This window comes from Actinomycetospora rhizophila (assembly GCF_042657905.1).
Lineage (GTDB): Bacteria > Actinomycetota > Actinomycetes > Mycobacteriales > Pseudonocardiaceae > Actinomycetospora > Actinomycetospora rhizophila.
In genome coordinates, this window is the sequence record NZ_JBHSKG010000006.1 from 1 (window position 1) to 13,485 (window position 13,485).

Below are 13,485 nucleotides of genomic sequence, written 5' to 3' on the forward strand. Positions count from 1 at the left end.
CGTGGGGCTCGGCGCGGCCGCCGCGCCCGCGCCCGCTGCGCCGCCGCGCGGTGGCCCGCCCACCGGCCCGCGGCCCGCGGTCGGTCCTCCGCCCGCCCGTCCGGCCGGTCCCCCGCCGCCCGGGATGCCGCCCGGCCCCGATCCCTCCGGCCCGCCGCTCCCCTCGGTCCCGCTGCCCGTCCAGGACGCGGGCGCACCGGACGGGGACGAGCCCGCCGACACCGAGACCTTCGCCGCCTACGGCACGCCCCCGGCCCCGGCCCCGGACGAGCAGGCCGAGGAGACCCCCGAGCAGACCCCCGAGGCCGCCGCCGACCCGGAGGACGAGCACTACCCGGGCTACCTGCAGGACGCCCCGGACGGCGCCGGCGAGCCCGACGACGGCGCGGACACGGAGACCACCGAGTACCCGGGCTACCTGGAGGGCGTCGCCGAGCCCGCCGAGCCCGCCGAGCCCCCGGAGCCCCCGGAGCCCCCGGAGGCCCCGGAAGCCCCGGAAGCCCCGGAAGCCCCAGCGATCGACGACGAGGCGGCAGCCGAGGAGCCGGCGCCCCCGCCCGGTGAGGACGTCGACGAGGAGCCCGTGGCCGACGCGGACCCCGAGGTCCTGGAGGGGACGGAGGAGACGGACGACGAGCCCGCCGACGAGGCCGTCGACGAGCCTGCCGACGAGCCCGTCGAGGACCAGACCGACGACCCCGCCGAGGACCCCGCCGAGGTGGTCCCCGCCGGCAACGGCGTCGCGGCGTCGGCCGGCCACCCGTGGTTCGACCCGGACGGCGAGGCGGCCCGGTCCCAGGAAGCCCGGTCCCAAGACGAGCGGACTCAGCCCGAGCGCAGCTGAGCCCCGCGGGCCTCGAGGTCGAGCAGGGCGCGCTTGCGCTCGACGCCGCCGCCGTAGCCGGTCAGCGACCCGGTCGCGCCGACGACGCGGTGGCAGGGCACGACGATGCTGATCGGGTTGCGGCCGTTGGCGAGGCCCACCGCACGCACCGCGGTCGGCTGCCCGATCGCGGTGGCGAGCTCGCCGTAGCTCACGGTCGCGCCGTAGGGGATCTCGCGCAGCGCCGCCCACACGCGCTGCTGGAAGGCGGTGCCGCTCGCGGTCGTCGCGAGGTCGAAGTCGACGAGGTCGCCGGCGAAGTACGCGGCGAGCTGCTCGCGCGCGGCGGGCAGGCCGTCGTCGTCGCGGGCGCCGAGGGTGTCGGCGGCGGGCCCGTGCCGGTGCTCGGTCATGTACAGCCCGGACAGCACGCCGTCGTGCGCGCGCAGCGTCAGCGGACCGAGCGGGCTGTCGAGCACCGTGTGCGTGACGGTCACGACGTCCAGCCAACCAGCTACCGCTCCCGGACGGCCTCCACGGGGGGCAGCGGGGTGCACGACTCCTCGTGGTCGGCGTGCTCGACGGCCTCGATCTGCAGCGTGCTGTGGTGCAGGCCGAAGCGGTCGCGCAGCACCGTGGTCGCCCGGTCGAGCACGCCGTGCTCGCCGCAGTCGGCGGTCGCGCAGCCGTCCGCGGAGATCACGAGGTGCGCCGAGACGGCGGGGCTGCGGTCGTTGATGGCCCAGACGTGCAGGTCGTGGACCTCGGCGACGTCCTCGACGCCCAGCAGGGCGGCGTGCACGTCGTCGACGTCGATGCCCGCCGGCGCGCCCTCGAGCAGGACGTGCCCGGTCTCGCGCAGCAGCGCGACGGTGCGCGGCAGGAGGATCGCCACGATCACCAGGGAGGCGACGGTGTCGGCGTACGCCCAGCCCGTGGTCAGCACGACCACCGCCGCGGCCAGCACCGCCACCGAGCCCAGCGCGTCGCCGAGCACGTGCAGCGCCGCGCCGCGGACGTTCATCCCGCCGCTGCCGCGCTGCAGGACCACGAGCGACACGATGTTGCCGACCAGGCCGACGACGCCGTAGAAGAGCAGGCCGCCGCCGGGCACCTCGGTGGGCACGGCGATCCGCTCGACGGCCTCGATCGCGACCCACACCGTGACGCCCAGCAGCAGCACGGCGTTGACCGCGGCGCCGAGCACCTCGGCCCGGCCGAGCCCGAAGGTCCGCCGGCGGCTCGGGGGGCGCACGGCGAGCGCGGAGGCGACGAGGGCGGTGGCGAGGGCGACGACGTCGGTGGCGACGTGGCCCAGGTCGGCGAGCAGCGCGAGCGAGCCGGTGAGGACCGCCCCGACGGCGCCGACGAGCGCGACGAGGGCGGTGACGCCGAGCGCGAGGCCGAGGCGCCGGCGGTCGTCGCCGCCGCTGCCGTGACCATGGCCGTGTCCCACGCCGCCGACGATACATGCACGGTTTCGCATGGGACACACGACGTGCCGCAGGCCTCACCGTGGGCTCACACCGGTCCTAGAGTGTGCCGGTGGACGTCAACCCCTGGCTCGCCGTCACCGGCGGGACGGCCGGTCCCGGCTACGCCGCGCGCTTCGCGGCGCTCGAGGAGCAGGGCGTCGACCTGCACGGGGAGGCGCGCCGCGTGCACGCGCTGCTCGGCGGGCGCAGCGCCGACGTCGTCGACGCCGGGTGCGGCACCGGGCGCGTCGCGATCCACCTCGCCCGCCTCGGGCACCGGGTGGTCGGCGTCGACCTCGACGCGTCGATGCTCGCGGAGGCCCGCGCGGCGGCTCCGGACCTCGACTGGCGCCTCGTCGACCTCGCCGACCCGGACGCCCTGCACCTCGACCACCCCGTCGACGCCGTCGTGGCCGCCGGCAACCTGTGGCCGCTGCTCACGCCCGGCACCCACGCCGCGGTCGTCGCGAACCTCGCGGGGCACCTGCGCCCGGGCGGCCTGCTCGTCGCCGGGTTCGGTCTCGACGCCGACCACGTGCCCTTCACGCTGCCCGACGACGTGCCGTTCCCGGGCCTCGACGCCTACGACGAGGCGTGCGCCGCCGCCGGCCTCGCCCTGCAGGCGCGCACCGCCGACTGGGACGGCGACGAGCCCTACGAGGGCGGCGGCTACGCCGTCAGCGTGCACCGGCGATCCGTGTCGTGAGCGAGCACACCGGACCGACCCTGCTCGTCGTCTTCGTCGTCGCCCTCGGGGTGACGGCGCTCGCGCGCCGGTTCTCGTTCTCGGCGCCGCTGGTGCTCGTCGTGCTCGGGCTCGCGATGTCGTTCGTCCCGGGCGTCCCGACCGTGCCCCTCGACCCCGACCTCGTGCTGTTCCTCGTGCTCCCGCCGCTGCTGTACTCGGCGGCGCTGGAGAGCTCGACGCTGCGCCTGCGCGAGAACCTGCGGCGGATCAGCCAGCTCGCGGTCGGGCTGGTCGTCTTCACGACGGCGGTCGTCGGGGTCGCGGCGTGGCTGCTGGTGCCCGAGCTGCCGCTGGCGAGCGCGCTGGTGCTGGGCGCGGTGGTGGCCCCGCCGGACGCCGTCGCCGCCGCGTCGATCGGGCGCCGCCTGGGGCTCCAGCGCCGGATCATGACGATCCTCGAGGGCGAGAGCCTGCTCAACGACGCGACGGCGCTCACCCTGTTCCGGGTCCTGCTGGCCGCCGCGATCGCGCCGACGGCCGTCAGCACCGGCGCGACGGTCCTCGCCGGTCTGGGCGAGTTCGCCCTGGCGGCGGTCGGCGGCGTCGCGATCGGCGGCGCGGCGGGCTGGCTGCTGCACCGCGTGCGGATGATGCTCGACGACGGCGTACTCGAGAGCTCGGTCGGCCTGCTCGTCCCGTTCGCGATCTACCTGCTCGCCGAGGAGCTGCACACCTCCGGCGTGCTCGCGGTGGTCATCGCCGGGCTCTACCTCGGGCACAAGGCCACCGAGGCCGGCTACGCCACCCGCCTGCAGGACCAGGCGGTCTGGAAGGCGCTGGACACGCTGCTCGAGGCGCTGGTGTTCGCGCTGATCGGGCTGCAGCTGCGGATCGTCTACGACGGCCTCGGCGCCGACAGCCTGCGTATCGTGCTGGTGTCGCTGGCCCTGCTCGCGGTGACCGTGCTCGCCCGCTTCGCCTGGGTCTTCCCGACGATCTACCTCCCGCGCGTGCTGCCGAAGGTCCGGCGGCGCGGTCCCCCGGTGTCCTGGCGGGTCCCGTTCGTCATCTCCTGGGCCGGCATGCGCGGGGTGGTGACGCTGGCCGCGGCGTTCGCGATCCCGCACGGCATCGGCGGCGACCCGGCCATGCCCGGCTACAACGTCGTGGTGTTCGCCGCGTTCGTCGTCACCGTCGGCACCCTGCTGCTGCAGGGGCTGACGCTGCCGACGCTCATCCGGCGCCTGCACGTCCGCGACAAGGGCGCGCAGCGCGACGTGCTCGACGAGGCCGCGGCGAAGCAGGCGGCCGCCGAGGCCGCGCTGGGCCGGCTCGACGAGCTCACCGACGAGCACACCCCGCAGCACGTCACCGAGCAGCTGCGGACCTGGGCCCAGCACCGCTCCAACGGCGCGTGGGAACGCCTCGGGCGCCCCGACGAGGAGATCGGCGAGGCGCCCTCGGTCGCGTTCACCCGGCTGCGCCGCGCGATGCTGGGCGCCGAGCGCGAGACGTTCGTGCGCTTCCGCGACATGGGCCGCATCGACGAGGGCATCCTGCGCGACATGCTGCGCGAGCTGGACTACGAGGAGGCGATGCTGGACCGCTGAGGTGCCTCACACCTCGGTCTTGAGGATGCAGATCGCGAGGTGCGCGGCCTCGACGGATTCCCGGGCCGCCCCACCGAGGCCCGGGTCCGCCGCGGCGGCCGCCTTCGCGCTGTCGGCGGCCTGCTCGAGCTCGATCACCGCGTCGCGGGTCCCCTCGTCCGGGGTCAGACCCGCCTTGTCGGCCTTGCTGAGGAACTCCCGCACCACGGCGACGGTGACGACCGAGGCTCCTCGGTCGCCCTCGGTGTCGCGCATGGCGGTGGCGGTCTTGGCGCGGCAGTCGTCGAGGCGGGCGCGGATGTCGGTGGTGGCGAGCACGGGGGCCTCCCGGGGCCGGGATGTGGTGGTGGCCCCCATTGGCGACGGGACGTGACGGGCGCGACAGGGGCGGGATCTACGTACGCCCCGCGAGCGGCGCCGGCAGCAGGCCCAGGAGCTGGGCGCGCTGCACGGCGGCCAGGCGGTCGGCGACACCGAGCTTCGCGTACACCCGCTGCAGGTGCTTCTGGACGGTCCGCTCCCCCACGGTGAGGCGGCGGGCGATCGCCCGGGCGGTGGCGCCGGTCGCCAGCATGTCGAGCACGACGCTCTCCCGCGGCGTGAGCCCGACCGCCTCGGCGGTGGGGACGGCGCCGGCCCCGGTCCGTGCCGACCACCGGGCGTGCGCGGCGATCTGGCGGTCCAGCCCCACGAACACGCGCTGCAGGCGCCGCAGCAGGTCCATCTCCTCCGGCGAGTACGCGTCGACCCGCCCGACCAGGAACGACCGGTTGGTGCCCTCGTCCAGGCACACGGGCAGGGACACCTGCGCGACGACGTCGACGCCGAAGACGTCCTCGCAGGCGGCGCGCCAGCGCTCGTGGACGTGGCGGTCGGCGAACCGCTCGGGCACCTCGGCGATCTGCATGGCCTCGCCGCGGCCGGTCGCGAGGTAGTAGCGCAGGAGCGGGTGGTCGAAGGGCGCCCGCTCCCGGCCCCACCGCAGCGCGTCGTCGAGCCGGTCGACGTACAGGTCGGGGGGCCATCCCCGCTGCTCGATCGGCCCGCCCGGCTCCTGGGCGTAGTACGTGCTCGCCGGGGCGCCGAACGACCGCCCGAGCAGAGGCAGGATGCGGTCGACCGGCCAGCAGGTCAGCGGGCGCGTGATGAGGTCCGCGACGAGGTCCAGCCACTCCCCTTCACGCTGGATGGTCTCCATCGCCGACCCCGTCCCCCTGTGACCCTCGCGCGCGAGAAGGGTCCTCCGGTCGGCGGGGTGGTCGCTACCCGCCGTCACCCGAAGCGTCGCGCGCAACCACTCGTTCGGCCGAGGGGCGGGGGTGGGCCTCCAGCGGCATCGCCCGCAGCACCTCGAGCGCGCGCCGCTGGCGCTTCAGGGGCAGGCGCGCGAAGAACAGCGAGTCCAGCGGGTACCAGAGCCCGATCCAGGCGATCACGAGGAAGACGCCGTTGCCGAGCAGCTCCTGGAAGAACTCCGGGACGTCGGGGGCGAGGAAGTCGGTCGAGAAGAGCAGCCCGACGAGGAAGAGCGGGATCCCCGGGCGCAGGGCGGCGACCGCCAGCCGTCGCTGGAGCCCGGAGTCGCGCCCGACGCTCTCGAGGCGCCGCGTGCACCACCGCCGCAGCCCCGCGGCCAGCCGCGCGGCGACCGCGTCCGGCTCGGTCCCCAGGTCGGCGGCCGGCAGGGTCACGACGACGCGGCCACCGGCGCGCCCGGGCCGGCGGCGGGCGAGGAGCACCTCGAACAGCTCCTCGGCGCCCGGGACGGTCCGCGCGACGTCGTCGTCGAACAGGTCGGTCGGCTCGACGGTCAGCAGGTCCTCGGGCCGGCCCAGGTGCACCACCAGCTCCTCGGCCCGGCTCACTGGGCCCACCGCCGATCGGCCGTGAACGCGACGACCACCGAGCGCTCGTGGCCGAGCGCCTCCAGCCGGTCGTGCAGGGCCTGCCGCACGACGTCCCCGTCGGCCACCGTGACCACGGACGATCCCTCCCCCACCACGTAGTCGACCTCGACGTCGACGCGGCCGCCCACCTTCGACGCCCGCAGGAACGCCTCGGCGAGCCCGAACTGCTCGCGGACCGCCTCGACCGCCGCGCCGAGGTCGGCCTGCGTGTCCGCGGGCGGCGACATCGAGAGGATCTCCCGCATCCCGGTGCCGACCAGCCGCGCCGGGATGCGCAGGAACAGCAGCGACACCACCACGACCATCGCCGGGTCGACGTAGGCGGCGAGGTCGGGGCGGCCGGCGGAGACCAGCACGACCGCGATGACGAAGCCGATGAGCACCCCGACCGAGAGCAGGGTGTCGCCGACCCACTCCGCGGCCTCGGCCCGCACGAGGTCCGAGCGCCCCCCGCGGCGCATGATCAGGGTGACGACGGTGCCCGCGACCGTGGCGAGGACCGCGTAGCCGAGCGCCCAGCCCGTCGAGACCTCGCGCCCGCCGTTGAGGAGGTCGGTGATCCCCCCGACCACGGCGTAGACGCACAGCGCGGCGAGCGCGACCGCCTTGATCACCACGACCAGCGGCTCCCAGACCTCGCGGCCCCACGGGTAGCGCTCGTCGGGCCCGCGCCGGGAGGTCCGCAGCGCGACGACGGCCAGCATCGAGAGCCCGATGCTCGCGAACGACGAGAGGCCGTCGAAGACGATCATCGAGGAGTCGCTGAGCACGCCCCACACCGAGGCCAGCACGGCGAACGCGGCGGACGCCCACACCGACAGGAGCAGCAGGCGCCGGTCACGCGCGTCCTCGCCCGTCTCGGTCCCCACGGCGTTGATCGTGGCCTGCCACGGGCCGCCACGTCGAGACTTTCGATCACCCAGAGGATTGTCTTCGGGGTCGACGGGACGGACACTCGTCGCGAAGCTCACCCGTTCAGCCGCACGATGCCGTCGCTCGACAGCGCAACGTGACAGTCCAGGAGAACCCATGACGGCGACCGCCCCGCCCGAGCCGACGGACCCGGTCGACCAGGAGCTCACGGAGAGCACCGGGGACGAGGCGGGCGACGAGCGGCTCGCGGCCGTCCGGGCGCGCGCCGCCGGGATCGCCCGCTGGCGGCCGGTGACCACGGTGACGACGCTGCTGATGCTCGTCGGCGGCATCGCGACCGGCGCGTTCTGGACCCCGCTGGCGGAGCGCTCGTGGGCGTCCGCGGTCGCCACCGGGGTGCCCGCGCTCGCCGAGGGCCACTGGTGGACGCCCCTGTCGGCGGCGCTCGTCGGCGCCCACCCGGTGGGCGCGCTGCTCGGGCTCCTCCTCGCCGTCGTCGGCCTGGGGTGGGCCGAGGGCCGGCTGGGGTCGGGCCGCACCGCGGTCGTGCTCGTGGTCGCCCAGCTCGCGGCCGTGCTCGTGGCGCTCGGGATCGTCGTCGCGCTGGCCGCCACCGGCTGGGTGTGGGCGGTCGGGCTCGCGGGCGCGCTGACCGGCGGCCTGTCGACCGGCGTGCTCGCCGTGCTCGCGGTCGCCTCCGCGACGCTGGGCGCGCCGTGGCGCCTGCGGCTGCGGCTGGCGCTCGTCGGGGTCGCGCTGGTCGGGCTGCTGTTCCTCGGGCACCTCGCCGACACGGCGCACACGCTCGCGCTCGCCGTCGCGCTGCCGCTGGGCCACCGCATCGCGGGCGCGGGCGCCGCGCCGTCGGGCCGGCCGGGACGCCGCGAGTGGCGGCTCGTGGCCGCGGCGGGGCTCGTCGCCATCGCGGTGATCCGCGTGCTGACCCTCCTGGTGCCCGTCGCCGGGCCGCTGGGCGACACGGCGTCGGACTCGACGCCGGTCGAGACCCTGGTGTCGGTCGTGATCTCGCTGCTGCTCGCCGCCGGGCTGCGGCGCGGGCGCCGGCTCGCGTGGCTGGCGGGGCTCGTGCTCGGCGGCTTCTACCTGCTGGTCGGGCTGTTCGTGATCGGTGTGGTGATCTGGGCGCAGCTCACCGGCCAGATGGACCAGGTCGAGCTCGTCGGCCTCGCGGTCTTCGTGCCGAACGCCGTGCTGTGGTCGGCGCTGCTCGTGTGGCTGGTCGCCGGGCGGCACGCGTTCGCCGTCCCGTCGCGGCGGCGCCTGCGCCGGCGCGGCGGCGGGGCCGCGACCGGCCCCGAGGTCGCGCGCGACGCCCTGCACCGCCACGGCGGGTCGACGCTGTCGTGGATGACGACGTGGCCGGAGAACCGGTACCTCGAGCACGCCGACGGCGTCACGGCGTACCGGGTGCACGCCGGCGTCGCCGTGGCGCTCGGCGACCCGATCGTCGCCCCGGCCGACCGCACCGCGGCGCTCGAGGACTTCCGGGCCCTCGCGGAGCGGTCGGGCTGGGTGCCGTGCCTGTTCTCGACCACCGAGGCGCTCGCCGACGCCGCCCGCGCCGACGGCTGGCGCTCGCTGCAGGTCGCCGAGGACACGCTGATCGACCTCGAGGGCCTCGAGTTCAAGGGCAAGCCCTGGCAGAACGTGCGCAGCGCCTTCAACCGCGCCGGCAAGGCGGGGATCTCCCACCGGATGGTGCACCTCGCCGAGGAGCCGCGGGCGATCGTCGCGCAGGTCCGGGCGATCTCCGAGGAGTGGGTCGGCGACAAGGGCCTGCCCGAGATGGGCTTCACCCTCGGCGGCGTCGAGGAGGCCCTCGACCCGGAGGTGCGCACCGGCCTCGCGGTCGACGCCGAGGGCACCGTCCACGGCGTCACCTCGTGGCTGCCGGTGTACGGGCCGGACGACGTCGTCGTGGGCTGGACCCTCGACGTCATGCGCCGCCGCCAGGAGGGGTTCCGCGCGGTCGTCGAGTACCTCATCGCGTCGGCGTGCCTGACCTTCCAGGCCGAGGGCGCCCGGTTCCTGTCGCTGTCGGGCGCGCCGCTGGCCCGGGCCGGGGACGAGGTGGAGGGCGAGCACGTCCTCGACCGCGTGCTCGACCGCATGGGCGAGCTGCTCGAGCCCTACTACGGCTTCCGCTCGCTGCACACGTTCAAGGCGAAGTTCCAGCCGCGCTACGCGCCGATGTTCCTCGTCTACCGCGACGAGGCGGACCTCCCCCGCGTCGGGATCGGCATCGGGCGCGCCTACCTGCCCGACGCCCGCGTCCGCGATCTCGTCGCCCTGGTCCGGAGCTAGGCTCGGCGTCATGGCGGACGACGACACCCTGGGCACCATCCACGCGCTGGTCGACGAGGAGCACCGGCTGCGGGGCCACGGGGAGGCGATCAACGACGACGACCGGGCGCGCCTGGCGCAGATCGAGGAGCAGCTCGACCAGTGCTGGGACGCCCTGCGCCGCCGGCGCGCGGGCCGCGACTTCGGTGGCGACCCGGGCGAGGCGACCGCGAAGCAGGTGCACGACTACCTGCAGTAGGCCTCCCTCCGCACGAGCGGTGTTCGCGCAGGGCGGAGGGGTCGGGGACTCACGGGGGTAGGTCGCCGAGCCCGTCGATCGGGCCGGACGTGCCGCTCGCGGGGCCTCGCCGGCTCCGCATTCCGGCGAAGGGTGCCCCTCGCCCGTCTATCCGACCGAAGGTGTCCTTCGCTCAGAACCTCGGGGCCGGGCGGCTCAGCCCGTCGGCACCGCCGACGCCACGTGCGGCGAGGGGAACCCGCCGACCGCCTGCTCGAAGGCGTGGGCGACGCGCAGGCAGGTGGCGTCGTCGAAGCGCCGACCGATGATCATCATGCCGACCGGCAGGCCGTCGGCGAGGGACGCGGGCACGGACGTCGCGGGGTGGCCGGTGACGTCGGTGGGCGCCGTGTTGACGATCATCTCGAGCGCGCGGGCGATGCTCTCGCCGACCGGGGCGTCGTCTGCGGGGATCACGCTCGGCAGGATCGGCACGGTCGGCATGACCAGCACGTCGTGGTCGGCCAGGGCCGTGTCGTAGGCCGCGCGGGCGGTGGGCAGCAGGTTGCGCGCCATGGCGTAGTGCCGGCCGTGCTCGCGGGTCAGGGCGTGGCGCCCGGCCATCGTCACCATCTTCACCGTCGGCGAGAAGAGGTGCCCGCCGTCGGCACGGCGCCGCCCGTAGTGCGCGATGAGGTCCGGGTCGTAGAGCCCGTCCCAGTTCAGGCCGTAGCCGTTGCCCTCGATCATCTGGGCGACGACGCCGTCGGTGGCGACGACCGTCCACACGTCGAACGCGTGCCGGTGCCAGGGCACCGAGATCTCGTCGACGGCGAGCCCCAGGCCGGCGAGGACCTCGATGGCCGCGCGCACGCTCGCGTCGACGCCCGGCGCGGAGAGCCCCTCGATCCCGAAGCCCTCGGTGACGACGCCGACGCGCAGGCCCTCGGCCCCGCGGGCGATCTCGGCGAGGTAGTCGACGGGCACCACGGCGTCGGGCTGGCGGGGGTCGAGGCCGTCGGGGCCCGCCATGATCCCGAGGGCGAGCGCGGCGTCGGTGACCGTGCGGGTCATGGGGCCGAGGTGGTCGATGGTCGCCTCGATGGGGAAGGCTCCGGTGTAGGGCACGAGGCCGTGGGTGGGCTTGTGGCCGACGATCCCGCTCATCGCGGCCGGCATGCGCACCGAGCCGCCCTGGTCGCCGCCGGTCGCGAGGTCGACCTCGCCCGCCGCGAGCAGGGCCGCGCTCCCGCTGGACGAGCCGCCGGTGGTCCGGCTCGGGTCCCAGGGGTTGCGCACGGGACCGGTGTGAGAGGTGTGGCTGCCGCCGGAGAAGCAGAGGTCCTCGCAGACCGACTTGCCGGTGACGGTGGCGCCGGCCTCGAGCAGGCGCGTCACGACGGTCGCGTCGCGCGCCGGGACGAAGCCGTCGACGAGCCGCGAGCCGTTGGCCATCGGCACGCCGGCCACCGCGGTGTTGTCCTTCACCGCGACGGTGCGCCCGGCCAGCGGGCCCTCGGGCGCGCCCTCGACCCGGCAGCGCGCGTACCAGGCGCCCCACGGGTTCTCGCCCGCCGCGGGCCACGACCACTCCCGCTGCGGGGCCACCGGTGCCTGCGCCGCCCACAGCTCCTCGACGCGGTCGTACGCGCCGAAGGACCCGCCGACCAGCGGGGCGAACGCCGCCAGCCCTTCGGGGTCGAGGCCCAGGCGGTCGCGCTCGGCGAGGGCGGCGAGCTCTTCGGGGGTGGGTGGCGTGACGGGCACGGCGTCTCCTCGGGGTCGGGAGCGGCGGTGGCGGGAGACCCACCGTAGGGACGGCCGGGGCCCCGCGGGTCACGAGCGGGTGACGGTGGCGATCAGTCGGGCACCGTCGGCGTCCGGGCCGCCGTCGACGGGATGCGGGCGGGGCGGACCGGGTGCCGGTGCGCGCGTCCGGTGCCCGGCTCCGGGGCGTCCGCGCCCCACTCCGTCTCGGGCACCGCGGTCCCGGCGGCCTCGGTGGCGGGGCCCTGCGGCCGGCGGACGAGCCAGGCCGAGGTCACGGCGCCGATCACCGCGAGGACGGTGACCGCGAGGAACGCGGCGACGTAGCCCTGGTCGGAGGCCCGTTCGGCGACCTCGAGGTACTCGGCGACCCGGGGGTCGAACGTGCGCGGCACCAGGCCGGTCTGCTGGGCGTCCGCGAGCGCGTCGCGCAGCTCGATGCCGCGCTCGGGCGTCAGCGGCGGGAGCCCGCGCTCGGCGACGCCGTCGACCAGCGACGAGATGTAGGTGAGGTGGAGCAGGGCGTAGAGCAGCGCGATCCCGACGGCCCCGCCGCCCTGCTCCGCCGTCGCGGACACCCCGGAGGCCTGCCCGTGGTCGCCCTCGGGCACGGTGTCGAGGCTGACCGGGTCGTTGACGGTGAGCACCACCGCGAGCCCGATCCCGTAGACGACGAGCCCCGGCAGCAGCGACCAGAAGTCGTTGCCCGGGATGCCGAGCGCGAGCAGGACCCCGGAGACCGCGAGCAGCGAGAACCCCACCACCAGCGGCGGACGCCCGCCGGCGCGGTCGTACCAGCGGCCCACCAGCGGGGCGATGGCGACCATCGGCACCGTGGTGGCCAGCAGCGCGAGGCCCGCGACGGCCGGGTCCATCCGCAGGTTGAGCACGAGCGCGAGCGGCAGGATCAGCCCGAGGCCCATCTCCGCCATGCCGGCGAGGGCCTGCGCGATCGTCGCCCCCCGGTAGTCCCGGCTGCGGGCCAGCAGGCCGAGGTCGAGCAGGGGGTCGTCGACGCGGCGCTCCCGGACCACGAACAGCACCGCGGCGAGCACGGCCACGACCAGCGAGACGACGACGTCGGGCGCGGTCCAGCCCTCGGTGGTCGTCTGCGCGAGCCCGAACACGAGGCCGACGAGCACCAGGCCGAGCAGGGCCGCGCCCGGCAGGTCGACGTGGACGCCCCGGCGCCGCGGCGGGTCCGGCGGCACCGACCGCAGCGTCGCCCACAGGGTCACCGCGAGCAGGGGCAGGTTGATCAGCAGCACGGCGCGCCAGCTCAGCGCCGAGGTCAGCACCCCGCCGAGCGTGGGGCCGAGGGCGCCCGCGGTCGCCGCGATCCCGCCCATCGCGCCGAGCGCGCGGCCCCGCTGGTCGGCGTCGAACGCGCTGCTCAGGATGGCCACGGTCGCGGGCAGCATCATCGCGCCGCCCGCCCCCTGCAGGACCCGTGCGATGATGAGGACGGTGAAGTCCGGGGCCACGCCACCGACGGCGGACGCGCCCGCGAACACCACCGAGCCGAGCAGGAACACCCGCCGGCGTCCGAGCAGGTCGCCGAGCCGCCCGCCCAGCACGAGCAGGCCGGCCAGCGGGAGGAGGCTCGCGGTGAGCACCCACTGCACCAGCAGCGAGCTCACCCCGAAGTCCCGGGCGATGTCGGGCAGCGCCAGCGGGACCGCCGTCTGGTCGACCAGGATCATCGCGTTGGCGAGCGTCATCGCCGCGAGGACCATCCGCTGCCCGGCGCGCGGGGTCGCCGACGTGGTCATGGTCGCAGCGTCGTGCACGCCCGCGCGG

At 75.9% G+C, this 13,485-nt stretch carries 12 protein-coding genes and 1 pseudogene; 5 read left to right on the forward strand and 8 right to left on the reverse strand.

Annotation, left to right across the window (positions count from 1 at the left end):
* Window positions 1–844: pseudogene (locus tag ACFPK1_RS12970) on the forward strand (hypothetical protein); the annotation flags it as partial.
* Here the strand turns inward: ACFPK1_RS12970 and ACFPK1_RS12975 are convergent.
* Window positions 826–1,320, reverse strand: a complete 495-nt coding sequence (locus ACFPK1_RS12975; RefSeq protein ID WP_378021351.1) for a methylated-DNA--[protein]-cysteine S-methyltransferase — start codon at window positions 1,318–1,320, stop codon at window positions 826–828. The pseudogene ACFPK1_RS12970 and the gene ACFPK1_RS12975 overlap by 19 nt on opposite strands.
* Before the next feature lie 17 nt (window positions 1,321–1,337).
* Window positions 1,338–2,279, reverse strand: a complete 942-nt coding sequence (locus tag ACFPK1_RS12980) for a cation diffusion facilitator family transporter (RefSeq protein WP_378021352.1) — start codon at window positions 2,277–2,279, stop codon at window positions 1,338–1,340.
* A gap of 89 nt (window positions 2,280–2,368) precedes the next feature.
* Here ACFPK1_RS12980 and ACFPK1_RS12985 point away from each other — a divergent pair, with 89 nt between their 5' ends.
* Both ACFPK1_RS12985 and ACFPK1_RS12990 read left to right on the forward strand, forming a co-directional pair.
* Window positions 2,369–3,004: a methyltransferase domain-containing protein gene (locus ACFPK1_RS12985; protein ID WP_378021353.1), complete on the forward strand. Its 636-nt coding sequence runs from the start codon at window positions 2,369–2,371 to the stop codon at window positions 3,002–3,004.
* Window positions 3,001–4,596 carry a Na+/H+ antiporter gene (locus ACFPK1_RS12990; RefSeq protein ID WP_378021354.1) on the forward strand — a complete coding sequence of 532 codons (1,596 nt, stop codon included), beginning with the start codon at window positions 3,001–3,003 and terminating at the stop codon, window positions 4,594–4,596. The genes ACFPK1_RS12985 and ACFPK1_RS12990 overlap by 4 nt, the downstream gene beginning before the upstream one ends.
* Before the next feature lie 6 nt (window positions 4,597–4,602).
* On the opposite strand, the gene ACFPK1_RS12995 is transcribed toward ACFPK1_RS12990, so the two are convergent.
* The 4 genes from ACFPK1_RS12995 to ACFPK1_RS13010 form a co-directional block, all read right to left on the reverse strand.
* On the reverse strand, window positions 4,603–4,914 hold the full coding sequence (locus ACFPK1_RS12995; RefSeq protein ID WP_378021355.1) for a hypothetical protein: 312 nt from the start codon (window positions 4,912–4,914) through the stop codon (window positions 4,603–4,605).
* A 76-nt stretch (window positions 4,915–4,990) separates the two neighbouring features.
* The gene (locus ACFPK1_RS13000; protein WP_378021356.1) at window positions 4,991–5,794 is read right to left on the reverse strand and encodes a helix-turn-helix transcriptional regulator; all 804 of its coding nucleotides are present in this window, start codon (window positions 5,792–5,794) and stop codon (window positions 4,991–4,993) included.
* 64 nt (window positions 5,795–5,858) lie between these two features.
* Window positions 5,859–6,461 carry a hypothetical protein gene (locus ACFPK1_RS13005; protein WP_378021357.1) on the reverse strand — a complete coding sequence of 201 codons (603 nt, stop codon included), beginning with the start codon at window positions 6,459–6,461 and terminating at the stop codon, window positions 5,859–5,861.
* Window positions 6,458–7,372 carry a cation diffusion facilitator family transporter gene (locus ACFPK1_RS13010; RefSeq protein WP_378021358.1) on the reverse strand — a complete coding sequence of 305 codons (915 nt, stop codon included), beginning with the start codon at window positions 7,370–7,372 and terminating at the stop codon, window positions 6,458–6,460. Before ACFPK1_RS13010 ends, ACFPK1_RS13005 begins: the two co-directional genes overlap by 4 nt.
* A gap of 160 nt (window positions 7,373–7,532) precedes the next feature.
* Between ACFPK1_RS13010 and ACFPK1_RS13015 the strand changes: the two genes are divergently transcribed.
* A complete protein-coding gene (locus ACFPK1_RS13015) occupies window positions 7,533–9,701 on the forward strand; it encodes a bifunctional lysylphosphatidylglycerol flippase/synthetase MprF (protein ID WP_378021359.1) in 2,169 nt (722 codons plus the stop codon).
* Between the two features lie 10 nt (window positions 9,702–9,711).
* Window positions 9,712–9,939, forward strand: coding sequence for a DUF2630 family protein (locus ACFPK1_RS13020; protein WP_378021360.1), 228 nt, complete (start codon window positions 9,712–9,714; stop codon window positions 9,937–9,939).
* A 195-nt stretch (window positions 9,940–10,134) separates the two neighbouring features.
* Here the strand turns inward: ACFPK1_RS13020 and ACFPK1_RS13025 are convergent, their stop codons facing one another.
* Both ACFPK1_RS13025 and ACFPK1_RS13030 read right to left on the reverse strand, forming a co-directional pair.
* On the reverse strand, window positions 10,135–11,685 hold the full coding sequence (locus ACFPK1_RS13025; protein WP_378021361.1) for an amidase: 1,551 nt from the start codon (window positions 11,683–11,685) through the stop codon (window positions 10,135–10,137).
* 92 nt (window positions 11,686–11,777) lie between these two features.
* Window positions 11,778–13,457, reverse strand: a complete 1,680-nt coding sequence (locus ACFPK1_RS13030) for an MFS transporter (RefSeq protein WP_378021362.1) — start codon at window positions 13,455–13,457, stop codon at window positions 11,778–11,780.
* Between the last annotated feature and the right edge of the window lie 28 nt (window positions 13,458–13,485).